This window comes from Dyella sp. SYSU CM1112 (assembly GCF_058216415.1).
In genome coordinates this window covers 215409-239275 of sequence record NZ_JBZEGI010000003.1, presented here as the reverse complement: position 1 = coordinate 239275, position 23867 = coordinate 215409, and the positions used below count along the sequence as shown (strand labels likewise).

Here is a 23867-nt window from a genome sequence, read left to right as displayed (position 1 = left end):
GGTCTTGGACTTTAACGCAGCAGTTAGGGTTGAGCGGGCTTGGTACCTTGGGGAGTCACAGTTCCATGGCGAATCAAAGCAGAGCGAATGAGTCTAGGGCGTCCCTTGACCTCAATCATGATCTTCCCTACATACTCTCCAACCAGGCCAATGCCAAATAGGTTCAGTGAGCCAAATCCTAGAACGGCTATGAGCACAGTAGTGATGCCCCTGGGGGCGATATCTGGCCATATGAGCCGTAGAGTGCCGACGATAACGGCGGCCAGCAGCGAGAGTGCCAACAAACTGGAGCCTATTGTCGTTAAAAGGGTAAGAGGTACGTTGCTGAAGGAAAATATTCCCTTCTTAGCCCAATCGATATTTTTAGAAAAATTGTTCGTGGTGCGTCCGAACATCCTTTCCGGACGAATATAGTCAATACCTGTTTGCCGAAAGCCTACATACGCTCGTAATCCACGCATGAAGAGATCGCGCTCAGGACAAGCGAGTAGCCACTGGACAACTTTGCGATCTATCAGAGAAAAATCTCCAGCATCTAAAGGCATTTGTACATAACTGAACGCGGCAAATATACGATAGAAGGCCTTGTATAAAAGCCCCCAGTGCCATGGCATTTCCCGCTTTACCCTCCGCCCATAGATAACTTCGAATCCTTCCTCCCACTTTTGGTAGAAGGCCTCTATTAATTCGGGAGGATCCTGCAAATCACCGTCCAGCAATACAACCGAGTCCTTTGAGGCAAGCTCCATCCCACTGCGAAATGCCATTTGCGAGCCAAAATTCCGTGAATGAGAAATGCCAATCACTTTTGGATCGGAGGCAGATAGCGTCCTTATGACATCAGCACTGTTATCTGGACTGCAATCGTTTACAAAAATGATCTCGTGATCGATGCCGAGCCGGTTGAAAGTGTCTTTGAGGCGTCGATACATGACGGGTATAGCGGGCTCGTCCCTGTAGCAAGCCACAATAGCGGAGACGCTCCGCCTCTTTTTATTGGTCATCTGCTTTGACCGATTTGCCAAATCAACGATAGTCAGTGTTTCTACCCATTCAGCAGTTGACTTCAGCCCTTTGGCGAGCGAAATATGAGCTTGCCAGCCCAGTGCCCTAAATGCTTTGTCGGGATTCGCATACCAGTCGGCCAAATCCCAAGGCCTCGCTTCCATTGTCCCGAACTTAGGCTCCTCTTTAACGTCGAAGATTTCGCGTGTGAGCTGAGCGAGGTCAGCCATTGTTGTGCACGTTCCCGTCCCGATATTGAAGCTTTCGCCATAGATGTCGGGGTTCATCTTTGCGGCTGCATAAATAAAAGCAGCACAAACGTCATCTATGTGCACGAAATCCCGAGAGGTTTTGGCATCGACGAAAGAGGGTAGGGCTCTGGAAAGAGCTTTATGTACCAAGTTTGGGATCAGGCGTGAGCCGTCTTCAAGCGGCCCGTAGACCGAATACAGGCGCAGATTAACGCACGGAAAATGCTTAGCCTTTCCGAGGTATCGAAGATATTCGGAAACTGCGACCTTCGATACTGCATAATGGCTATTAGGAAAGCAATGATCTTCCTCCAATGGAGCGGCGCTATTTACCCCATATTCTGATGAGGTTCCTGCATGGACAAACGCGGAAACCGACTTTTCCATCAGGAGCGTTGTAAAATTGATGATCGATTGAAAGTTCGTTTCATAGATCAGGCGTGGGTCTTGTTCGAATGAATAGGCTCCATAGGCCACGCAGTCAAAAACGGTGCGTGGCGCTATCTGATCGACAAAATGCTTCAGAGCTGCAAGGTCGTTAACGTTTGCAGAAATAATGTTTGTTTCGGGAACCTGTTCGAGTCGCCAGTTCCGTTCATTCTGTACAATGGCAAAAACGTCGGGACGATGTTGTAATATCTTCAGAAACAGATTTGCGCCGACAAAACCTGCCCCACCCGTTACAACGATAGGGCCGCGGAGATCGCGAATGTATTGGCTAAGGGTAGTCATATCGTTCTGCGTGAAGCCAATGCATTAATAAGGCTTGAAGGATCTAGGCCAGATTCGCCTCGAAGGTATTTTTGGGAGCCATACGTGGCATAGTGGTGCGCTTTGGCGCCAAGATGCGTTAATCGAGCAAAGATGTCATTCTCGAGCATGTACAAAGCAAGCTCCGAAGCAAAGCTACCTCTTGCCACGTGTTCTTCAGCGATATAAACGCGGGTGCCGTCTTTAATTTGATCTAGCAGATTTGCAGGCGGCGGATTTAGTGAGAGCGGAAGCTCGGATACAGCCCACAAGCTTGGGCGCTCTTCATCAGGCAGCTGCTGGATTGATTGGATATATGTGCCGGCTAATGGACCTACTGCGATAATTACGGCCCCTTGGCCGCTTACCAATTGCCTCCAGGCAGCGTAGGCAGGAACTTCATAGTCTCCCGGAGGTTCGCCTCTTCCTAGACGAATATAAGTCGATTCCGTAGAGTTTCCGGCCAATTGGATAACATCCGTTACGTCTTCATCAAATACGGGAATGTAGACTTTCATATTTGGTAGCGTTAGCAACACGCCATAATCTTCGATAGCGTGATGAGTGGGTCCCATGACTCCATAACCATACCCGCCGCCATTACCAATTAGTCGCACCGGCAAGCGGTGAAAGGTGACATCATTGCGAATTTGCTCAAAGGGCCGGGCATAGCAGAATGGGGCTATGCTATAAACCCAGGCATCTAGCCCTTGTTTGGCCATCGCAGCAGCTACGGATATCATATTTTGCTCGGATATTCCGGCGTTGATGAATCGTTCCCCCATGGCCGCTCGTAATGGCTCAAGGGCCATGAAGCCAAGATCGCCAGTCAGGAACACCATGCTCTGGTCTGCGGAACGGCTAATAAGAGCGTCGCATAATTGTTTTCTCATAGGGACGACTCAAGTTCCTTGACGGCCTGCAGGTAATCTGCCTCCCCGAGTGGGAGATAGTGCCATTCCATACGGTCTTCCATGAAGGACACACCTTTGCCTTTGATGGTTTGTAAGATTATGACTTTCAAACGTTGCGAGTGGGTATCCAACGCATTTCTCATGGCGTTCAGGTCATGCCCTGATGTGACATGTATGTCAATGTCAAATCCCTTGAGGCGATCATGTAAAGGAGCCATCGATGCCACCCCGCTCACACTTCCAAATCCCTGTAGACCGTTATGATCGACAAGTACCGTAAGATTGGTCAGTCGATGGTGGGCTGCAAATATCAGCGCTTCCCAGGTTGACCCTTCTTGCCACTCACCGTCAGATGTCATGCAATAGGTATGTCCACAGGACTGTTTAAAGCGCAAGGCTAAAGCAGTGCCTGCCGCTAGCGATAACCCATGTCCGAGGCTTCCTGTGGCAAACAGGATGTCTTCGATGCCGTTTGCAGGGGGGTGTCCAGCCAGAAAGGTGCCGTCTCGATGAAACGTAGTCAGATCAGAGTCTCGTAGCTTTCCTACGCTCCATAGCGCTGCGTATAACGCCCCGGCTGAGTGACCTTTCGAAAGAATAAACTTATCTTGCGGATTCATGCGTTCGTTAAAAAGCAGGGCTAGTGCATCGATGGATGACAGGTTGCCACCGATATGGCCAACGCCGCTTTCATAATGCATCTGTAGCAGACGCTTGCGAATGATGGACAAGCGCGAGCTATCTAATTTTGTTGTCATACTTTTACTTCCCTCTAGCATCACATTTCCTTCGGGTTCAATAATTTACCGCCAACCTATGAAGGTTGTGCTTCCGCTGGCGGCAAGCTTCAGAAGCCGGCTAAGAGGCTTAAGAGCCGCGCTTCCTCGGATCGAACGCCGCAAGCCCGAGTCGACTGCTCAAGTACCCTGAATGAGCGAGCACTTGCGGAACTTCGGCCAATCTCATGCCAAAATAGAATTCATTATACCGACCAGTTTTCTTACGACGTGCTAACCCAACTTAACGCTCTAGAAGCCGAAAGCATCCATATTTTAAGAGAAGTTGCTGCTAGCTTTCGGCAGCCGGTCATGCTGTATTCGATCGGCAAGGACTCTTCAGTTCTGCTCCACTTGCTACGCAAGGCCTTTTACCCGTCGCGGCCTCCTATCCCACTTCTGCATGTGGACACCACATGGAAATTTCGCGAAATGATAGCTTTTCGCGATCAGGTGGCGTTGGCGGGGGACGTGCAGATCCTTGTCCATATAAACGAGGAAGGGGTTCGGCAGGGGGTTTCTCCATTGACTCATGGCGCGACGGTGCACACCGATGTGATGAAGACGGTGGCTCTCAAACAAGCGCTGGACAAATACGGGTTTGATGCCGCCATCGGCGGGGCTCGTCGTGACGAGGAGAAATCACGGGCCAAGGAACGTGTCTTCTCCTTCCGCAATGCCCAGCATCGCTGGGATCCAAAGCGGCAACGACCAGAGTTGTGGAATCTCTACAACACCCACATCCATAAAGGCGAAAGCGTGAGAGCGTTTCCGTTATCCAATTGGACGGAAATGGATGTATGGCAGTACATCAGGCAAGAGGATATCCCTGTAGTGCCGCTTTATTTTGCTAAGGAACGGCCTGTAGTGGTTCGCGACGGAGCGCTAATCATGGTCGATGATGATCGCTTTGTATTGAAGGATGGAGAGAAGATAGAACACCGCATGGTTCGTTTCCGAACGTTGGGGTGCTATCCGTTGACCGGCGCCATTGAGTCCCATGCAGGCACTGTCGACGAGATCATTGCGGAAATGGCTGCCTCACGCTCCTCCGAGCGCCAGGGGCGTGTAATAGATCACGACCCGTCCGCGTCAATGGAGCACAAAAAGCAGGAGGGCTATTTCTAATGGCGATCTCTTCCAGCCCAAATCGTGGGTTATTGCGATTCATTACCTGCGGAAGCGTGGATGACGGCAAAAGTACGTTGCTTGGCCGGTTGCTCTATGACGCAGGCATGTTGCCGGAAGACCAGATCGAGACGCTTCATCGTGAGAGCCGACGCTTGCATCCAGAGGGCGGGGCGCTAGATTTTTCGTTGCTCACCGATGGGTTGGATGCTGAGCGACAGCAGGGCATCACGATCGATGTAGCCTACCGCTATTTTCATAGTGCGCACCGCAGCTTTATTGTCGCCGACTGTCCAGGGCACGAGCAGTACACGCGCAACATGGCGACGGGTGCCTCGCATGCTGATTTGGCCGTCGTGTTGGTGGACGCACGCAAAGGACTACTGGCTCAGACGCGCAGGCATACGTATATCTGTGCGTTACTGGGCATACGCAAGGTAATTTTGGCCGTAAACAAGATGGACCTTGTTGATTATCGCCGGGAAGTCTATGAGTCGATCCGTGAAGCTTACGAAGCGTTGGCTAAGCGGCTGGGGATTGCGGACGTTTATACGCTGCCCGTGGCGGCCCTGAAGGGCGACAACGTTGGGATGAGATCGATGGAAATGGCGTGGTACGCCGGTCCCACGTTGCTTGAACTGTTGGAAGCCGTGGAGGTGCAACAGGTAGAAGGGGCTGATTTCCGGATGCCAGTGCAATGGGTGAATCGTCCGGACCAATCATTCCGAGGCTATGCCGGTACTATCTGCGGTGGGCTTATTCGCATAGGTAACGAAATCGTCATACAGCCTGGGACACATCGTGCTCGTATTGCGCGAATCGTAACGGCTGATGGCGATCTTGAAGCGGCAGGCGTGGGGCAGGCCGTGACCCTCACCCTGGATAGAGAGGTCGACATTAGCCGCGGCGACGTCATTGCCGAGGCTTCGCGACCTGCGCCAGAAGCGGATCAATTTGCAGCGCACGTGCTCTGGATGGGAGACGAACCGCTGTTGCCCAATCGTGGCTATTGGCTAAAGATCGGTACACGAACAGTAAATGCCCGTGTCACAGCCATCAAGCACAAGGTTGACGTAAATACACAGGCTCAATTGGCTGCTCATCGTCTTGAGTTGAATGAAGTGGGCTACTGCAATCTTGATTTAGACCAGCCTGTAGCGTTCGAGGCCTATGCTACAAATCCCACACTAGGTGGCTTCATACTTGTCGACAAGCAAAGTCATGCAACAGTGGCTTGTGGCATGCTGGATTTTGCACTGCACCGTGCCACTAATGTGCATTGGCAGCATATGGATGTTGATAAGCGAATGCGTTCTCAAACTAAGGGCCAACATCCGAGGTGCGTATGGTTCACTGGATTGTCGGGCGCGGGCAAGTCCACGGTAGCTAACTTGTTAGAGCGTCGTTTGGGAGCGCGCGGGTATCACACCTATCTCCTCGACGGAGACAATTTGCGTCACGGTCTCAACCGTGATCTAGGATTCACACCGGAGGCGCGCGTGGAGAATGTGCGACGTGTGGCCGAGGTTGCACATCTGATGGTTGACGCTGGGCTTATCGTCCTGGTGTGCGTAATTTCTCCCTTTCGCAGTGAGCGAGAATTTGCGCGGGGACTTTTTGATGAGAGGGAGTTCATCGAGGTATTTGTAGACACTCCGCTAGAGGAATGTGAACGACGTGATCCAAAGGGGTTGTATCGCAGAGCACGCGCAGGAGAGATCAGCAACTTCACCGGCATCGATTCGCCCTACGAGAGGCCTGATGCGCCTGAGGTACATCTAACGCCCCACGGCATGTCGCTTGATGTCATGGTTGAGCAACTTATTGCGCAGGTATTGTCAGATAAATAATACAGATCAGTCACTTGCTACTGACTGTTGATCGATCCTGCGTTACTAATTCTCTCGTGGTTGTCTCCATCAACGACTTTTGGCATAGCCCCATGAGTACCATCCATGATCAGTCTTTCCTTGTATTTGGTGCACCCGTTATCGAAGAGGCGGAAATCGATGAAGTGTTAGCGTGTCTGCGCTCGGGCTGGTTGGGTACTGGGCCGCGCGTCGCGCAGTTCGAGCAAGAGTTCGCGGCCTTTCGTCGGATCAGCACCACACAGGTGGCGGCTGTCAATTCCTGCACCGCGGCTTTGCATATAAGCATGCTTGCTGCCGGTCTGGAGCCTGGTTCGGAGGTGATTACGACGCCACTGACATTCTGTGCCACGGTAAATGCAATTTTGCACTCGGGACTGTCGCCAGTGCTGGTGGACGTTGACGCGGGTAGCCAGAACATTAATCCTGAGGCCATAGAGGACGCTATAACGTCGCGCACACGGGCAATTCTACCCGTACATTTCGCTGGGCGACCCTGTGCCATGGACCGCATTATGGCTATCGCTCGCAAGCATGACTTGGTTGTCATCGAGGATTGTGCACATGCTGTCGAGGCTGAATTTCATGGACAATCGGTAGGCACATTTGGTGATTTTGGTTGTTTCAGCTTTTACGTTACGAAGAATGTTGTGACCGGCGAAGGTGGAATGATCGTTGGGCGAAGTGATGAACAAATTGCCAAAGCGAAAGTGCTGGCTTTACATGGTATGAGTAAGGACGCTTGGCACCGTTTTGGCGATAAAGGGTACAAGCATTATCAAGTTATAGAATGTGGTTTTAAGTACAACATGATGGATTTGCAGGCGAGTATAGGCTTGCATCAGCTTGCGCGAGTTGAAAGAAATTGGCGGCGTCGCGACGAGATTTGGCGACGCTATGACGAGGGTTTCAGGTCATTACCTCTCGGGCTGCCTGCGCAAACGGAACTCGACACGCGGCATGGGCGACATCTTTACACGCTCATGATCAATGAGCGGCGGTGCGGTATTTCACGCGACGATTTTCTTGATGCAATGAATGCGGCAAAGATTGGAGTAGGTGTGCACTATCTTTCTATTCCCGAGCACCCTTATTACCAAAGCCGATTCGGATGGCGGCCGGAACAGTGGCCTAAAGCCATGAAGCTTGGGCGAGAGACGGTGAGCCTGCCTCTATCTCCTGCCCTATCGGATGAAGATATCGAACGGGTTGTCCAGACTGTTCGATGCATTGTCGGGGCCTGATTCGGCGACAAAAAGGTGGAATCTATGGATAACACCTTTTACTGTTCCCGAGATCAATGGTCTCTAACTGATGGCTTGTTCCAGCTCCGGAATCAGCTTGAATAAGTCACCCACTAGGCCTATGTCAGCCACATCAAAAATCGGTGCTTCGGCGTCTTTGTTTATCGCGACGATCATCCCAGCGTCTTTAATGCCGGTCAGATGTTGGATGGCACCCGAGATACCGATGGCTATATACAGTTCTGGTGCGATGATTTTACCGGTCTGGCCTACTTGCAGTTCGTTCGGGACATAGCCTGCGTCCACAGCGGCGCGGGAGGCGCCTACGGCGGCGCCGATCTTGTCAGCGAACTTGTAGATGATCTCGAAGTTTTCTTTCGAGCCGACTCCGCGTCCACCGGAAACCACTTTACTGGCGCTTTGTAGATCGGGGCGGTCGCTCTTGCCTTGCTTCAGTTCTACGAAGCGGGTGTGATTGGGCAATACAACATCCAGGCTGAGCGCTTCGATGGGGGCCGCGTTCGTACCGCTTGTGGCGGCTGGCCAGGAGGCCGTGCGGATCGTGGCTACGACGGCGTGCGCGGAATCAGCTTCCACGGTGATGATGGCGTTGCCGGCATAGATAGGCCGCTTAAAGATATGGCTGCTTTCCACGCTCATTACGTCGCTGACTTGTGCAACGTTCAGTAGTGCGGCCACCCGTGGCGCCAGGTCTTTGCCGAATGTGGTGGAGGGTGCAAAGACGTGGCTGTAATCCACCGCTGCCTTAGCGACCTGCGGCGCCAGCACGGCTGCCAGGGGATGTGCATTTTCGGCGCGTTCAATAGTGAGCACGCGACTCACGCCTTGGATTTTGGCGGCTTCCGTCGCAATGGCATTCAACTTATCGCCCAATACCAGCACGTCAATGGCATCTGGCTTGACGGCAACTGCCGCACTCACTGCACGCGCGGCGGAGGGGTTCAGTTTGCCGTCCAGATGTTCGGCGATAATCAGGATCTTGCTCATGAGGGTCTCCTTGTCCGGTCGGCTGCTTAAAGCAGGCCCTTTTGCTTCAGCGCGGCGACGAGTTCGGCTGCATCTTTTACCATCACGCCCTTGCTGCGCTTGGTGGGCGCTGCATAGTGCGTGGTCTTCAACTGATCGTGCGTATCCACGCCTAGCGACGCGAATTCAATCATATCGATGGGCTTGGACTTGGCCTTCATGATGTCCGGCAGCTTGATGAAGCGTGGTTCGTTTAAGCGCAGATCGGTGGTGATCACAGCTGGCAGTTCCGCTTCGATGACTTCCAGGCCGGCATCGACTTCGCGTGTTACCGTGATTTTGCCGTTGGCGATCTCGACTTTGCTGGCAAAGGTAGCCTGCGGGCGATCCCACAGCGCGGCGAGCATCTGGCCGGTTTGATTGGCGTCGTCGTCGATCGCCTGCTTGCCCAGGATAACCAAGCCAGGCTGTTCCTTCTCGACCAGCTTTTGAAATACGCGGGCGGCCGTTAGTGGCTGCACGGCATCAGTGGCGACAACGTGAATGGCACGGTTGGCGCCCATCGCCAAGCCATTGCGCAGATGGGCGGTCAAATCGGTCGGCCCGATACCCACCACGACGACTTCGTCGGCCACACCCTTTTCGCGCAGACGCAGCGCTTCTTCTAGCGCGATATCGTCAAAGGGGTTGGCAGAGAGCTTCACGCCATCCGTCACTACGCCGGTGCCATCGGGTTTGACCTGAATGCGGACGTTGTAGTCCACGACACGCTTGTAGCCAACCAGAATCTTCATCTTGTTTCCTTCAACCATGCACCCTATGGGCGCGAGTGGATTAAGTAAATTCCTATTCTAACCGATGCCCCATTCGGGCACGAATGGAGGGGCTGGGCGAAATGCCCTTACACCTACGCATGGCCGTACAGGGCACGGCGAAGAGCGTTGCGTGCGGCATCGAAGGAAAAAAACCGGCGTACGTTGTCAAGCCCGTTGTCGGACAGCTTTAGCCAGAGCTGTTCATCATCGTAGGCACTTAATATGACCGAGGCAAAAGTAGCGGCATCGTCGGCAATCAGCACGTCTTCACCATCGTGAAGCTGCATGCCTTCAGCGGCAATCGATGTCGCTACTACGGGTAACCCGTAACTCATCGCCATGTTGACTTTTCCTTTGACTCCGGCGCCATAACGTAGAGGAGCTAAGGCGATGCGACATTTATCCATCCATGGCGCTAGATCTTCTACCTTTCCGTGTATGTGAATGCCTTGTCTCGCCAGCCTGGCCCGTGCAGATTCAGGGATGTCACCAATAAGATGTAATGCAATGTCAGGGCGTAGGGCATGGATACGCGGATAAATATCGCTAACTAACCAATTGACAGCGTCGACGTTGGGTGGGTGACCAAATCCTCCTACAAAAACGAGATCCTTGCGCGAGTGAAAGTCCATTCGTCGTCCGAATACTTCATGGACATTGGAGACAAGTTCTACGTTTGCTTCGTCGACTTCCTTTGATAAAAGTTTTTGCTCAGCGGGGCTGACGACGAGTGTGACATCGCTCGCACGTATCAGGGCGAGCTCGCGCTTTCGAGAGGCTTGTGCTTGGCGAACCATGGCGCGATTTCCCATATGCTGAGCCGCGCGTTGCTCCCGTAGGAAATGCAGATCGACTGTGTCGAAGATGATCTTTGCGTCTGGAACAATTCGCCGGATTAAACTCAGGTTGGGAGCGGCAACGTAATGCCGCGACAGTATGACTGCCTGTATGGTGTGCTTTTCCTGGATAAGCCAACGAGACAGCGAAGGAGACCATGGTTTGCAAAGAGTTTGTACTCCTATGCGGCCCAATTGATTGATCTCCTGTTCGCTGGCCGTGCAATTGTCTGCCATGAAAGTTACGCGCCAGCCTAGTTCACGTAAAAGACGCATGACGTTGATCATGCGCAAAGAGCCCGAGTCACGTGATGCATCAGGCGCAAGAGCGTCGACGACTAGGACATGTGGTCGTTCGATGGAATGAATGGCTTTCTCAATTGCGGAACCTGCGACAGGCTGCTTTTTTAGTGCTATAGCCCATTTTTCTGCAAATTTGGCTTTGTTGACGAGCTGATACTGCTTAACTCCGGCATGCAAGTCGGTGCCGGAACTGATGCCTTCGAAGTGTACGACCAGACTTTCTGGCTGATAGATGACGCGCTTCCCCGCAGCACGAGTCGCAAAGGCGAGATCTGTGTCCTCATAATAAGCGGGGCTATAGCGGCTATCAAAACCATTCAGTTGGCGGAATACGGCTGAGTCGATCATCAGGGACGCTCCTGAAACATAATCGACATCCCGACGATAACGGAATCTTGGGTCTTCTGGAGATTCAAAGCGGCCGTAGTTCCAGCCGTCAGCGTTGGAGAAAACAATTCCTCCAGCTTCTTGCAGACGGCCATCGGGGTAGACCAATCGGCTACCTGCGATACCACAGTTGGGTTCCTGCTCAAAGCACTCCAGCAGATGGTCGAGCCAGCCTGACGTAACCTGAGTATCGTTGTTGAGGAACAAAAAATACGATCCGCATGCTACCGCAGCGCCTGAGTTGCAGCTACCAATGAAGCCAAGGTTATGGGCATTGCGGAGTAATCGCAGCCCTGCTATTTCGCCCAGTACTGAAGCCGTTTCGTCGGGTGAGGCATCGTCTACTACAATGACTTCAAAAGGCGCTTTTGCGCCATGGTGCGCGATGGAGCGAAGACAGGCTAGCGTGTAGTTCAGCTTTCCATGCACAGGAATGATTACTGAAACTTGAGGTGTATTGCTGGTGGGTAGCGAAAAGACAGAAGGATAAGAGTCGTCGGGCGATTCCAATGTCAGTGGAGGCAGTTGTGGTGCGCGCGGCCGAAATTCTTGCGCGATGCGCACTACGGTACCGCGCAAGCCACGCTGTATAACGCTGCCGATGACACGTCGCATCAGATAATACAGACGCTTCACGCGCCAGGTTAACGAACTGCTCAAAGCCGCTCCTTAATAGCATCCTTGAATCAAAGATTCTGATAATTCGGCCCCGACCCACCTTCTGGCGGAACCCAGTTGATGATTTCGTAGGGGTCTTTGATGTCGCAGGTTTTGCAGTGCACGCAGTTGGCGGCATTGATCTGCAGGCGCTTGCCGCTGCTTCCATCGGGCATGGTGTCGTTGACGATCTCGTAGACGTTGGCGGGGCAGAAGCGGGTGCAGGGGTTGCCATACTCCTTGCTGCATTGCTCGATGCAGATCGTGGTGTCCTTTACGTGCAGGTGGACGGGCTGGTCTTCGTCGTGCTCGGTGGCGGCGAAGTAGACGCCTGCGAGGCGATCTCGTGGTGGTAGTTCGCGTTGCACGTAGTCGCGCTTGGGTTCTTCCTGCTGGCCGAGCTTGTGTAACGACGACCAGTCGGCTTTGTTCTTCAGCGTCCAGGGGGATTTGCCGCCGATCGCGGTTTCCCAGGCGGCGTTGAACATGCCGAACCATAGCCCCTTCTTGAAGCCGGGTTTGATATTGCGCACCTTCTTCAGTTCGGCCATGACTTCCGAGCCACGCAGCTTGGCGTCGAAACCGGCCGGATTAAGCTCCGTAGCGGCGAGGTGCTCGGCGGCGAGCATGCCGCTCCTGATCGCCTGGTGGGTGCCCTTGATCTTGGGCACGTTGAGCAGGCCGGCGGTATCGCCAATCAGCAGTGCGCCGGGCATGTCGACTCGGGGAAGCGATTGGTAGCCGCCGGTGACGATCGCGCGCGCACCGGCTGAAAGAATGTTGCCGTCTTCGAGCAGCGATTTGACCGTCGGGTGGTTCTTCCATTGCTGGAAGGCTTCCCAGGGTTGGTAGTTGGGGTCGCTGTAATCGAGCCCGCTTACGTAGCCGAGTGCGATGCGGTCTTTGTCCAGGTGATACAGGAAACTACCGCCATAGGTATGGTTATCGGCAGGCCAGCCGAAACTGTGCACGATCTTGCCGGGTGTCACGCGTCCTGCCGGTACTTGCCAGAGTTCCTTGATGCCGATCGAGTAGCCTTGCGGATCGCTGTCCTTGTTCAGTGCAAAGCGCTTGATGAGCTGTTTGGTAAGGCTGCCGCGCGCACCTTCGGCAAGCACAGTGACCTTGGCCTTGATGTCGATGCCTTGGGTATAGCCGGGCTTGTGCGAACCGTCCTTGGCCACGCCCATATCGCCGATACGCACGCCTGCGACCGAGCCGTCCTCGTTGTGAACGGTATCCGCGGCGGCAAAGCCCGGGAACACATCCACACCCGCTGCTTCGGCCTGCGGCGCAAGCCACGCGCACATCGCGCCCAGTGAAACAATGAAATTGCCGTGATTGCGCATGCCGGGCGGCACCGGCAGCTTGCGGCCTCCGGTCTTGTTGAGCAGCCAGAACTCGTCTTCCGTGGCCGGCACGCAGATCGGTGGCGGGTTGTCGCGCCAGCCGGGCAGCAGTGCATCCAGTGGTTGCGGCTCGATTACCGCGCCAGAAAGAATCTGTGCGCCGATCGTCGAAGCTTTCTCGATCACACAGACTGTTACGTCTGGCTTGAGCTGCTTCAGGCGGATCGCGAAGGAGAGCCCGGCTGGCCCGGCGCCGACGACGATCACGTCGTATTCCATCGTCTCGCGTTCGGTCATAGCGGGTAAGGCTCCGTGGTGTGGCGGCGGCTGCGGGAAATTGAAGTACCGCAGGCGGGTATTCCGGCAACGGTTCGGACAGTATTCTCCGGATTCGTCCGCTGCGCGGCAAACAGGGCATCGCCGAGCAGCTCCTGAAGACAATGAACGGACGGCATGGCTGCCGGTCACGTTGGAGCAAGCATGGCCTCTTCGCCGCCGATGGCCGAGATCGATCTTCGTCGTGCCACGCTTTGCCAGCTGCTGCACTGGCTGGCTGTGGGCAAGGTGCGTCCAGGTAAGTTGGCGGAGGTTTACCAGGAGGCGATCAACCGCATCAATCCGCGATTGAATGCCTACGTAGGCTTGAGCGCACCGCTTTTACTTGAACAGGCGCAAGCGGCCGAGCATCGCCGTCGCGAGGGTGTTATCGGTCGGCTAGATGGGTTGCCTATCGCGCTCAAAGACAATTTCGACATAGCGGGATGGCCTACGCGCTCTGGCTTGCCGGGGCCAGGCGTTGCAGCGCAACAAGACGCGCATGTCGTGACGCGATTGCGCGCCTCCGGTGCCGTGCTGGCCGGCAAAACGAATATGGACGAGGGCGCGCTTGGCGCTGTTACGAACAATCCTCACTATGGTCCGACCCATAATCCCCATCGCTATGGCTACACCGCTGGTGGATCATCCGGTGGCGCTGCTGCCGCCGTGGCGGCCGGCTTGGCTGTAGCTGCCATTGGTTCGGACAGTCTCGGTTCTATTCGCATTCCCGCCAGTTATTGCGGACTGTTTGCGCTCAAGCCGACGCATGGCGAGATTTCGGCACGCGGCATGGCGCCGGCGGCGCGCCGGCTCGATACCGTGGGGTTGCTGGCACGCGGTGTCGATGATCTTGTCGTGCTGCTGCACGTGTTGGCTGGTTACGACGCCGATGATCCGCTTTCGCGCATTCGGCGAGTTGCGCTGTCGCCACCTGATTGGGAGCCGGGCAAGTTGCGTTGCGGGGTCTTGCCCGATCTTTCCGTGTTGGGCGTGCAACCGGCAGTGGTGGATGTCTTCGAGGGTGCATTGAATATCCTCGGCCGCGAATTAGGGGAGCGACGTGTCATTGATGTCAACGATTGGCCTTTCGCGCGTGCCCGGCGTGCTGGATTGCTCTTGATGGAGGCCGAGATGCTGGGCACGTTCGCTGCGCAGCTTGCCGATCGGGTTCATCCCGTATCGCCGTCGTTCCGGCGCATGCTTGAGTATGCGGCGGCTAAGACGGCCTCCGACTACGCCGATGCGGATCGCGTGCTCGATGCGGCAACGCTCAAGGCGCGTCGGCTATTTGCGCAAATTGACGTGCTGGTGATGCCGACGACGCCTCAGGGCGCGTTTCCCCTGAATGATGCGGTGCCGGATACGCAAGCTGACCTGACCAGTTTTGCCAGCCTGGCCGGCTGCCCGGCGGTAAACATCCCGATGGGAGTTCTGCCGAACGGCATGCCGATCGGCATGCAATTGGTCGGCGCGCGAGGCTCGGACCTGCGCTTGCTGGAGCTGGCCTCGGTATGGTCCGCCACCCTAGATGCTGCGCCTGACTATCCGGTGCTGGATTCAACCATCATGCCCGTGCAGAGGGCCTGACAACGTTTTGTTACGTATTCACCGTTAAAGTGACGGCAAACGTCAGGCCTCTTACCTATGTCCGCATACGAGCAGCAGCTCGCATTCTTTTGCGAATGGATCAAACACCCTCTGCAGATGGCTTCAGTATTGCCATCGGGCCAAGCTTTGGCGCGCAGGATGATTTCGGCCATGCCGCCCAAGGCGGATTGCGTGATCGAGCTGGGAGCGGGTACCGGCGTCATTACGGAAGCACTGCTTGAGCGTGTTTCAGCGTCTCAACTGCTGGTGCTGGAGTTGAATGCCACGATGCACGGCATTTTGCGGCGCCGGTTTCCGCAGGCACAGGTGTTGTGCGCAGATGCGCGCCACCTCAGCGAGCTTGCTCAGCGTACGGGGGTGCTGGCGCCGGAGGGGGCGGATGCGGTGCTCAGCAGTCTTGGCTTGCTGACCATGCCGCCGGCGCTTCAGCACGATATTGTTTCGGCCGCGCTGGCGATACTGCGGCCGGGCGGCGTGTTTGTGCAATACACCTACGGCTGGCGCAGTCCGTTGCATGAGCAGGTGCGCCAGGATTTGGGCTTGCATTGCACGCGCGTTGGCACGGTGTGGCGCAATCTGCCGCCAGCTAACGTATTCCGTTATGCCCGTGATACCCACTGACCTGTTTGGGAGCCATGAGCAGGTATTGCCATTGCCTGATGCGCAGGTTTGGTATGTGCCGAGCTGGTTGGCGCGTGAAGAGGCCGACAGATTGCTCGCGCAGCTGATGCATGACATTCCATGGGAATGTCATCGCCTGCGTTTATTTGGGCGTGAGATCGAAGCCCCACGATTGAGTTGCTGGATTGGCGATGCTGGCGCGTCTTACACCTATTCAAATAGCCGCTTCGAGCCCCGATCCTGGTCGTCTTCGTTGATGATGTTGCGGGAACGTGTAGAGCACTTTTGCGGAGTACGCTTCAACAGCGTGCTCGCCAACCTCTACCGCGATGGCAGGGATTCGATGGGATGGCACAGCGATGACGAACCCGAACTCGGCCCGCACCCCATCATTGCCTCGATAAGTCTTGGAGAGGCGCGCCGTTTTCGGTTTCGCCGACGCGTCCCGCGCGGAGCGCGTCAGGCGCCGGTTGGTGTTCTGTTGGAGCATGGAAGCTTGCTTTACATGGGCGGCCGCACGCAGCAGGTCTATCAACACGACTTACCCAAGCGCATCGGCGTGACGGGGCCGCGAATCAATCTCACTTTTCGCTTTGTCCATCCGGCTCAATCGTCCCGTTCATGACGCCTTGCAGCTTGGATTGAGGCGGCGCGCTGGCATAATGCGTGGCTGTTTCCCCGGTTTCCCTACTTTTGCAGGCCCGTAATGACTTTGAAGACCGTACTCAACGACACCCATCGCGAACTCGGTGCCCGCATGGTTGATTTCGGCGGCTGGGATATGCCTATCAGCTATGGATCGCAGATCGAAGAACATCACGCGGTGCGTGGCGATGCGGGCATGTTCGACGTCTCGCATATGACCGTGATCGATCTGCACGGTGCGCGTGCGCGTGATTTTCTGCGTCATCTGTTGGCCAATAGCGTCGACAAACTGAAGGTGCAGGGGAAGGCGCTTTATTCGTGCATGTTGAACGAGCAGGGTGGCGTGATCGATGACCTGATCGTTTATTTCCTTGGGGACGAATTTTTCCGACTGGTCGTCAATGCAGCGACGCGCGAGAAGGATCTGGCGTGGATCGAACGGCAGGCGAAGGCGTTTAACGTGGCGGTCCAGGAGCGCCCGGATTTCGCGATGATCGCGGTGCAGGGGCCACATGCCCGTGCCAAGACAATTGGCCTGTTGCACGAAGTGGACCGCGCGCGCATCGAGAAGCTCGGCCGCTTTGCCGCGGCTGCCGCGCAGGGGCCACACGGCGTGCCGCTGTTCATCGCTCGCACGGGCTACACCGGCGAGGACGGTTTCGAGATCATGGTGCCGGAAGACCAGGCCGTCGTTTTGTGGAAAGAACTGGCTGCAGCGGGTGTCGCTCCATGCGGGCTGGGTGCGCGCGACACCCTGCGGCTGGAAGCGGGCATGAATCTCTATGGGCAGGACATGGACGAAACCGTCACGCCTTGGGAGTCCGGCCTGGCCTGGACTATTGCGTTGGACGATGGGCGTGACTTCATCGGTCGCGAGGCGCTGGAAGCACAGAAGGCTGCCGGTGTGCCGCGCACGATGATTGGTTTGGTGCTGGACGATAAAGGTGTGTTGCGCCACGGGCAGAAAGTGCTCACGGACCAAGGCGAGGGCGAAATCCTTTCCGGCAGCTTCGCGCCGACGTTGAACAAATCGGTGGCCTTCGCTCGCGTACCCGCAGGGGCATGGGATCGTGTGCGAGTGGATATTCGCGGTCGTGAGGTGCCGGTCCGCATAGTGAAGTTTCCGTTCGTGCGCGACGGCAAGCCTTGCGAAGGTATTTGACTGCACGAGTGAGGTGGTGCCGTTGCGCCATTCCCATTCCCGTCAGTTCAGCAGTTAGAATTGACGCCTCCAACCCTGATCGAAAACCTACGACGACTGGACCCGACCATGAGCGCGAGCGAAATTCCCGGCGATCTGAAATTTCTTAAGTCCCATGAATGGGCCCGTGTCGAAGACAACGGCCTGGTCCGCGTGGGCATCTCCAACCATGCACAGGAGCAGCTCGGCGACCTGGTCTACGTGGAGCTGCCGGAGATCGGCAGCAACGTGCAGGCAGGCACCGGTGCGGCAACGGTGGAGTCGGTCAAGGCCGCGTCGGACATCTATTCACCGGTTTCCGGCGAGATCGTCGAAGTAAACGAAATGCTTGGCGACAAGCCCGAGACCATCAATGAAGACGCCTACGGTGAAGGATGGCTCTTCGTGGTCAAGGCTAGCGATCGCGGAGAGCTGGACGAGCTGCTCGACGCCGACGCTTATGCCGAATTGATCGAGAACGAAGACAACTGATCTTTGGGTCAGGTTGCATGGACAACGGCCGCTTAGGCGGCCGTTGTCATGTCCGCGGTGGTTTGATGTGCGTGGGTCGTGGCATTGAACATGAAGGTGTCGGCGACAGATGTGTTTGCCGTGTCGAGGATGATCATCACGGCACATTTACCCAAGGAGCTGGGTGGCCATCCGGATGTAAAGGCAGCGCGGTGTCGTTCTTCAGGCTGTCTTCCGCGCATTCTGGTCTAAGTTTGTTCATGCTCCGGAATACCCCTCCAAGAAGGACCTTGCGCGGTGGTGTGTTAAGACGCCAGGCAAGCCGCCATTGCGTTGAGCATGTATCAGCGAGAATGAGAAAAATCACATTTTTTAGCTTGTTTTTGGCCTTTTTTTAAAAGTGAGCGAGGCGAATTCTTTGCACGTTTAAACAGAGTCAGCGTTACGTTTTGCCATGGAAATACACCTCGCAAAAGCAGTGCGTCCGGTTGATGTTAGGGGCGAAGGGATTGATTTCATGGCAAAAATCAATTGACAGTTGAAATGTTCAGGAATAGCTTTCGCACCATATAACGGGGAACGGTACCAATGGTGGCATCGAAATACATCAAGCCTTATGTAGAACATGGCGAAAAATCTGGTGCGGTGAGAAAGATCACTGTTTCGATACCCATGCATGTATTGCGACTGCTGTCGGATTTGCGTACGTACCGACAGGTCAACAATTTGAGGCACGCCACGAATAGCGATTTGCTGGTCGAGGCGTTCCTCCACGCTTTTACTGGGCAACCACTGCCAACTGATGAGGAGCTGAGACGAACTATGGCCACTGCCAAGAAAACTGCTAGGAAATCGGCTAAGAAAGCCGCGAAGAAGACCACCCGTAAAGCCGCCGCTAAGCGGCCGGTCGCCAAGAAGGCCACCGCAAAGAAGCGCACCGTGCGCAAGACTGCCAAGAAGGCTGCTGCTAAGCGCGTAGGCGCGAAGAAGGCCACCGCCAAGCGCGTTGGTGCCAAGAAGGCTGCTAAGAAGGCAACGCGCAAGCGCACTGCCAAGAAAGCTGCAGCCGCCAAGGTTGTGAAAGCTTCCAAGACCTCGAAAGCCAAGTAAGCACAATAATTAGATTCTGATCGATTTGTCTCCCTGCGGTGCCCAGCGCAGGGAGGTGCTTCAAAAGCGTTTCGTCCCGGCCATGTGCCGGGACGCTTCATTTTGGGATTCGGAAAAATGGATGGCGCGACCTGCTCTTGGCGTCGCCTCGGTTTTCATTCCCTAAAAGATCCGGCGGCGGGGCGGTATCCGGTCTTTTCCTGCTGTGACAAAGCTGCCGGCGTCGTCGTGAACTGCCATGCATTTGCCGTATTGATCCGATCGCGTTACCTTTTCTCCATCCGCGCCGCGGCTAACCTGGGGGAAGCCGCTCCTGGATAACAGGGGGGAAGCGCGGGTATCTGATGCCACGCAGTCAGTGAGAGATCATGGATACCCGAATAAGCCGTTGTCATGCGCGCACTCGCGCGCGCGGGGCCATCAGGCCCATCACCCTCGCCGTCCTTGCCATTATCGCGGGTCTGGCGATTGCGTCCTGGGTCTTTATTATCAAGCCCCATCAGGACTTGATGAGTACCGACGCAGGCGGTCATCCGTCCACGCCGGTCAAGCTGGGCCAGGAAACGGCACCGCCGGTCAACGTCGAGGCGTTGAGCCTCAATGATCTGTTGAACGAGGCGCGCAAGGCCATGAATGAGCAGCGTGTGATAGCGCCGGCCGGCAATAACGCTTTCGAATTCTATCTCAAGGTATTGCAGAAGCAGCCTGGCAATCAGGTGGCTGCGGATGCACTACGTGAGACGTTCCCGTTTGCCGCCAGCAACGTGGAACAGGTGATCAACCAGCGGGATTTCAACGAAGCCGAGCGCGAGATCGACCTGCTGGCCAAGGTTGATCCTACCAATTACACGCTGACCATCCTGCGTTCCAAACTGGACGCCCAGCGTAAGACCCTGGATGAGGAACAACAGAAGCAGCTCGATCAGCAACGACAGGCCGACCTGGCAGCGCAGAAGGCCGCTGCCGATAAAGCCGCCGCGGAAAAGGCGGCTGCGGACAAGGCCGTCGCTGAGCGGGCCGCACAGCAAGAAGCGCTCGCTGCGCAGCAGGCCAAGGCCAGGCAGGAACAGCAGCTCAAGGCGCCTGCTGCGAATCAGAATCAGGTGGCTGGTGAAAACGGCAGCTCGGCGGGTGGCGGCGAGACGCGCGACGCAATACCGATTTCGACCATCCGGCCGCGCTATCCCACCACAGCGCTTCGAAACAATCAGGAGGGTTGGGTGGATGTGCAGTACACCGTCAACGTCGACGGTAGTGTCAGCAACATCCAGGTCGTCAGTGCCGAGCCAAGGCATGTTTTCGACAACGCGGCCATCGACGCGCTGCGTCGCGCCAAGTTCTCACCCGCATTGCGTGATGGAGCGGCGATCGCCTCGCAACAACAGAAGCGGATCGAGTTCAAGCTCACTGCGACGCAGTGAGCCGTGTCAGCCGGCGGAGTGTGCAAAGAGGCGGGACCTACGGGCCCGCTTCTTTTTTATCCTGAAGTCGCCCCGCTGTTAGCTGGTCTGGTGTCGATGCCTGCGATGAGCTTTGGAGGACGCAGCACGTTTGGTCGGGGGGTCGCTTTCCACGCCAGCCCAGTCGACATGCGGTAATCCCAACATCATGTCGAACACCATTGGCATCAGGTCAGTACCGATGGCGCCGGGCGAGTTCCACATCGACACCATCCCGATGTGGTATCTGGGCAGAAAGGCAATCATGGTCCGGTAGCCTTGCACGGCGCCCGCGTGAAAGATCATCGTTTCACCAGCGTAGGTAAATACGCGCCAGCCGAGCGCATAACTGGCTGAGGTGAGGCGGGCACGACGCCAGGGTGTGGCGTGCATTTCACTTGGCGTGGGGATGCCAGGCGCGTGCAGGTAATCCAGCAGCGTTTGCGGCAAGACGTCTGGCCGTCCACCCATCTGTGCTATCAACCAGCGTTCCATGTCACGCAGGCTGGCATTTACGCCTGCTGCGGGAGCAACGCGGTAATAAGCCTCCTTGGGATCGAACGGCACCCAGCCGTGAGATCCATTGGGACGATGTGGCCGTGCCCAGCTCTTGCTGCTTTCCAACGCTTCCCGCCCGTATGTGGCATGGGTCATGCCGAGCGGAAAGAAAAGGCGCTTGTCGACCTGGTGATAGAAGAAGTCGCCGGTTTCCGCGTAGATCAAGTCGCCGATCAAACTGAAAGCGACGTTCTGGTAGCCATAGCATTGGCCCACGTCGCAGGTAAGGCTGACCTCATCGAGTTTTCGTACGAGCTCTTCGTAGGGGACGTTGTCCTCCAGCATGTTGTCGTACGTGTTATGCGGTAATCCCAGTCGTTGCCCGAGGATGTCTTTTACCGTGGCTTCGCTTGATGCCTGCGCGCTCTTGAGTTGAAAGAATGGCAGGACATCGACCAGCTTGGTATTCCAGCTGAAACGGCCGTCATCGATCAGCAAGCCCGTCACGGCCGTTGCGAACGCCTTGGATAAGGAAGCGAGCCGAAACACGGTGGTGGCCGTCACAGGTTCTTGCGTGGCGGTATCCGCGTAGCCGATTTCACGCTCGAAAGCGACTTTGTCGTCGACTACCACAGCGGTGGCCAGGCCGGCGACTTCATTGCGCTGTGCTACCACATCCAGCCAGTGCGCGTAGGCGTCGAGGGCGGCCTTGATCCGCTCGGGCGGAAGTGTGGACGTTATGTTGAGGTCATGCTCCGCCGGACGGATGACCGTGGTGGGCCCCGCGCCGGAAGACTCCGTGTTTTTTGCGCAAACAGGCAAGAGCGTTGCTGGGATGCCGAGCAGGACGGCCATCAACCAGGGAAGCTTACGGAACGGCATGCTACTGCGCTTCTCTTTCGGACGTGGAGCCATGCCCCGGGGAATAGGGGCTACGGAGAATCGTCCTTGAAACCGCTGGATTGTCCTTCACTTCGAACCGGCCTGACAACGTCAGGGGGCGGGTGTTTTGTCGATCATGCGCCGTGCTGCAACGATCCCAGGTCGAGATGCGGAGTATTCGGCACGTGAATGTCACACTGACATAAGGGCTGCGGCGCGTTCAGCGATCATGATCGTTGGCGCGTTGGTATTGCCGGTGGGCAGTGTCGGCATCACTGACGCATCTGCAATTCTGAGGCCGTCTACGCCGCGGACGCGAAGTTCGCTATCCACGACCGCGCGCTCATCCTGACCCATGCGGCAGGTGCCGACAGGGTGATAGATGGTTTCTGCTTTACGGCGGATGAAATCCTCCCATTCCACATCGCTGCTCGGCGGGGATTCGGGAAAGACCGGGCGACTGCGGTAAACATCGAAGGCAGATTGGGCGAGGATGTCTTGCGACAGCTTTGCCGCCTCGATCATACGAGCAAGGTCGTGATGGTCGGGATCACTGAGGTAGCCGGCGTGAATAGCTATCGGCATGGTGGGATCCGCCGAGCGCAGGCGCAACCGCCCGCGGCTTTTCGGATGCAGGTAGCAAGCATGAAGGGTGTAGCCGAAACCCGGCAGGCGATGGCGGCCATGATCGTCCAGCAGCGCCGGCACAAAGTGGAATTGAATGTCGCAGCGTGCATTGGTGGCAAGGCGGCTACGCACGAAGCCTCCGGATTCGGCGATGTTCGAACTGCCCGGACCGTCGCGATGACGTACATAGCGCCACCCGACCGCAAGTTCGTTCAACCGATCATAGGTGATGTTTTGAGTGCACCTTACCAGCGTACAAATGTCCAGATGGTCCTGCAGTCCTTCGCCGACGCCAGGGAGATCAATCACGGGTGTCAGACCATGCTCGCGCAAATGATGAGCGGGTCCTATACCGGAGAGCATCAGTAGCTGCGGTGAGTTGATCGCGCCGGCCGTCAGGATGATCTCCCCTGCGCGCACCGTTTCTCGACCGTGCGCGTGGCGCAGCACGACGCCCGTCGCACGTCCTTGCTCGATGTGTATGCGTTCGACCAGGGCATGTGTGTGCACGTGCAGGTTGGTTCGTGTGCGGGCCGGGCGCAAATACGCCGCAGCGGTCGAGCAGCGTACGCCCTTGCGTTGCGTCACTTGATAGAAGCCGAAACCTGCCTGCTCTGGACCGTTGAAGTCGGGGTTGCGGCCGAAGCCGGCACTGGCGCCGGCTTCGATCAATGCGGCGGAAAGCACGTTATGGTGGCGCAGATCCGAGACGCAGAGCGGACCACCCGTTGCGTGCAAGGCGCTTGCTCCGCGCTCGTTGTTTTCGCTGCGTAAGAACCACGGCAAGACCTGCGGCCATGACCATCGCGGATCGCCGGTGGCGGCTGCCCAGTCGTCGTAATCGGCGGGTACGCCACGTACATAGCACATCGCATTGATCGAGCTCGATCCGCCGAGCGTCTTGCCGCGCGGCCACCAAAGACGCCGTCCGCCAAGGCCGGGCTCTGGTTCGGTTTCGTAATTCCAATTGATCCGACGATAGGTGGCGAGATGCGCGATACCTGCAGGCATATGGATCAAGGGATGCCAGTCGGAGCCGCCGGCTTCGAGCAGCAACACCTTTTGGCCGGAATGTGCGCTCAGTCGGTTGGCCAGCACACATCCGGCTGAGCCGGCGCCGACGATCACATAGTCGTAGTCCATGGTGAATCCTCGATCTCCAGGCCATGCTAGTCTTGCGCGGCCTCCCGTTGGAAGC

General features: G+C 56.2%; 19 protein-coding genes. 10 read left to right on the top strand and 9 right to left on the bottom strand.

Annotated elements, in window-relative coordinates; translation table 11 throughout:
• Positions 1-23 precede the first annotated feature (23 nt).
• The 3 genes from AC4HNJ_RS06765 to AC4HNJ_RS06755 are packed head-to-tail and all read right to left on the bottom strand — an operon-like array spanning position 24 to position 3678.
• Positions 24-1988, bottom strand: a complete 1965-nt coding sequence (locus AC4HNJ_RS06765) for an NAD-dependent epimerase/dehydratase family protein (protein ID WP_490478783.1) — start codon at positions 1986-1988, stop codon at positions 24-26.
• Complete coding sequence (locus tag AC4HNJ_RS06760; RefSeq protein ID WP_490478782.1) at positions 1985-2848, bottom strand: transketolase family protein; 864 nt, start codon at positions 2846-2848, stop codon at positions 1985-1987. The genes AC4HNJ_RS06765 and AC4HNJ_RS06760 overlap by 4 nt, the downstream gene beginning before the upstream one ends.
• 47 nt (positions 2849-2895) lie before the next feature.
• Positions 2896-3678 carry a transketolase gene (locus tag AC4HNJ_RS06755; protein ID WP_490478781.1) on the bottom strand — a complete coding sequence of 261 codons (783 nt, stop codon included), beginning with the start codon at positions 3676-3678 and terminating at the stop codon, positions 2896-2898.
• 249 nt (positions 3679-3927) lie between these two features.
• Between AC4HNJ_RS06755 and cysD the strand changes: the two genes are divergently transcribed.
• The 3 genes from cysD (at position 3928) to AC4HNJ_RS06740 (ending at position 7936) form a co-directional block, all read left to right on the top strand.
• A complete protein-coding gene (gene cysD / locus AC4HNJ_RS06750) occupies positions 3928-4824 on the top strand; it encodes a sulfate adenylyltransferase subunit CysD (protein WP_490478780.1) in 897 nt (298 codons plus the stop codon).
• The gene (gene cysN, locus AC4HNJ_RS06745) at positions 4824-6674 is read left to right on the top strand and encodes a sulfate adenylyltransferase subunit CysN (protein ID WP_490478779.1); all 1851 of its coding nucleotides are present in this window, start codon (positions 4824-4826) and stop codon (positions 6672-6674) included. Before cysD ends, cysN begins: the two co-directional genes overlap by 1 nt.
• A gap of 92 nt (positions 6675-6766) precedes the next feature.
• Positions 6767-7936: a DegT/DnrJ/EryC1/StrS family aminotransferase gene (locus AC4HNJ_RS06740; protein ID WP_490478778.1), complete on the top strand. Its 1170-nt coding sequence runs from the start codon at positions 6767-6769 to the stop codon at positions 7934-7936.
• A gap of 63 nt (positions 7937-7999) precedes the next feature.
• Here AC4HNJ_RS06740 and AC4HNJ_RS06735 read toward each other — a convergent pair whose 3' ends face one another.
• The 4 genes from AC4HNJ_RS06735 to AC4HNJ_RS06720 form a co-directional block, all read right to left on the bottom strand.
• Positions 8000-8944: an electron transfer flavoprotein subunit alpha/FixB family protein gene (locus AC4HNJ_RS06735; protein WP_490478777.1), complete on the bottom strand. Its 945-nt coding sequence runs from the start codon at positions 8942-8944 to the stop codon at positions 8000-8002.
• Positions 8945-8970: 26 nt separating this feature from the next.
• Positions 8971-9717 (bottom strand): electron transfer flavoprotein subunit beta/FixA family protein, encoded by a 747-nt coding sequence (locus tag AC4HNJ_RS06730; protein ID WP_490478776.1) that lies wholly within the window; start codon positions 9715-9717, stop codon positions 8971-8973.
• A gap of 113 nt (positions 9718-9830) precedes the next feature.
• Positions 9831-11924, bottom strand: a complete 2094-nt coding sequence (locus tag AC4HNJ_RS06725) for a glycosyltransferase (RefSeq protein ID WP_490478775.1) — start codon at positions 11922-11924, stop codon at positions 9831-9833.
• A 26-nt stretch (positions 11925-11950) separates the two neighbouring features.
• Positions 11951-13567, bottom strand: a complete 1617-nt coding sequence (locus AC4HNJ_RS06720; RefSeq protein WP_490478919.1) for an electron transfer flavoprotein-ubiquinone oxidoreductase — start codon at positions 13565-13567, stop codon at positions 11951-11953.
• 183 nt (positions 13568-13750) lie between these two features.
• On the opposite strand from AC4HNJ_RS06720, the gene AC4HNJ_RS06715 reads away from it, so the two are divergent.
• The 7 genes from AC4HNJ_RS06715 to AC4HNJ_RS06685 all read left to right on the top strand — a co-directional run bounded on the left by AC4HNJ_RS06715 (position 13751) and on the right by AC4HNJ_RS06685 (position 20644).
• Positions 13751-15175, top strand: a complete 1425-nt coding sequence (locus tag AC4HNJ_RS06715) for an amidase (RefSeq protein WP_490478774.1) — start codon at positions 13751-13753, stop codon at positions 15173-15175.
• Between the two features lie 171 nt (positions 15176-15346).
• Entirely contained in the window at positions 15347-15817 is a 471-nt protein-coding gene (locus tag AC4HNJ_RS06710) for a class I SAM-dependent methyltransferase (protein WP_490478773.1), read from the top strand.
• Positions 15798-16442 carry an alpha-ketoglutarate-dependent dioxygenase AlkB family protein gene (locus AC4HNJ_RS06705; RefSeq protein ID WP_490478772.1) on the top strand — a complete coding sequence of 215 codons (645 nt, stop codon included), beginning with the start codon at positions 15798-15800 and terminating at the stop codon, positions 16440-16442. The genes AC4HNJ_RS06710 and AC4HNJ_RS06705 overlap by 20 nt, the downstream gene beginning before the upstream one ends.
• A gap of 81 nt (positions 16443-16523) precedes the next feature.
• Positions 16524-17624, top strand: coding sequence for a glycine cleavage system aminomethyltransferase GcvT (gene gcvT, locus AC4HNJ_RS06700; RefSeq protein WP_490478771.1), 1101 nt, complete (start codon positions 16524-16526; stop codon positions 17622-17624).
• Between the two features lie 108 nt (positions 17625-17732).
• Positions 17733-18134 (top strand): glycine cleavage system protein GcvH, encoded by a 402-nt coding sequence (gene gcvH, locus AC4HNJ_RS06695; protein ID WP_490478770.1) that lies wholly within the window; start codon positions 17733-17735, stop codon positions 18132-18134.
• A gap of 567 nt (positions 18135-18701) precedes the next feature.
• The gene (gene metJ / locus AC4HNJ_RS06690; RefSeq protein ID WP_490478769.1) at positions 18702-19223 is read left to right on the top strand and encodes a met regulon transcriptional regulator MetJ; all 522 of its coding nucleotides are present in this window, start codon (positions 18702-18704) and stop codon (positions 19221-19223) included.
• Between the two features lie 368 nt (positions 19224-19591).
• Positions 19592-20644, top strand: coding sequence for an energy transducer TonB (locus tag AC4HNJ_RS06685; RefSeq protein WP_490478768.1), 1053 nt, complete (start codon positions 19592-19594; stop codon positions 20642-20644).
• A gap of 78 nt (positions 20645-20722) precedes the next feature.
• Here AC4HNJ_RS06685 and AC4HNJ_RS06680 read toward each other — a convergent pair whose 3' ends face one another.
• Both AC4HNJ_RS06680 and AC4HNJ_RS06675 read right to left on the bottom strand, forming a co-directional pair.
• Positions 20723-22042 carry a serine hydrolase domain-containing protein gene (locus AC4HNJ_RS06680; protein ID WP_490478767.1) on the bottom strand — a complete coding sequence of 440 codons (1320 nt, stop codon included), beginning with the start codon at positions 22040-22042 and terminating at the stop codon, positions 20723-20725.
• A gap of 192 nt (positions 22043-22234) precedes the next feature.
• On the bottom strand, positions 22235-23812 hold the full coding sequence (locus AC4HNJ_RS06675; RefSeq protein WP_490478766.1) for a GMC family oxidoreductase: 1578 nt from the start codon (positions 23810-23812) through the stop codon (positions 22235-22237).
• Positions 23813-23867: the final 55 nt, after the last annotated feature.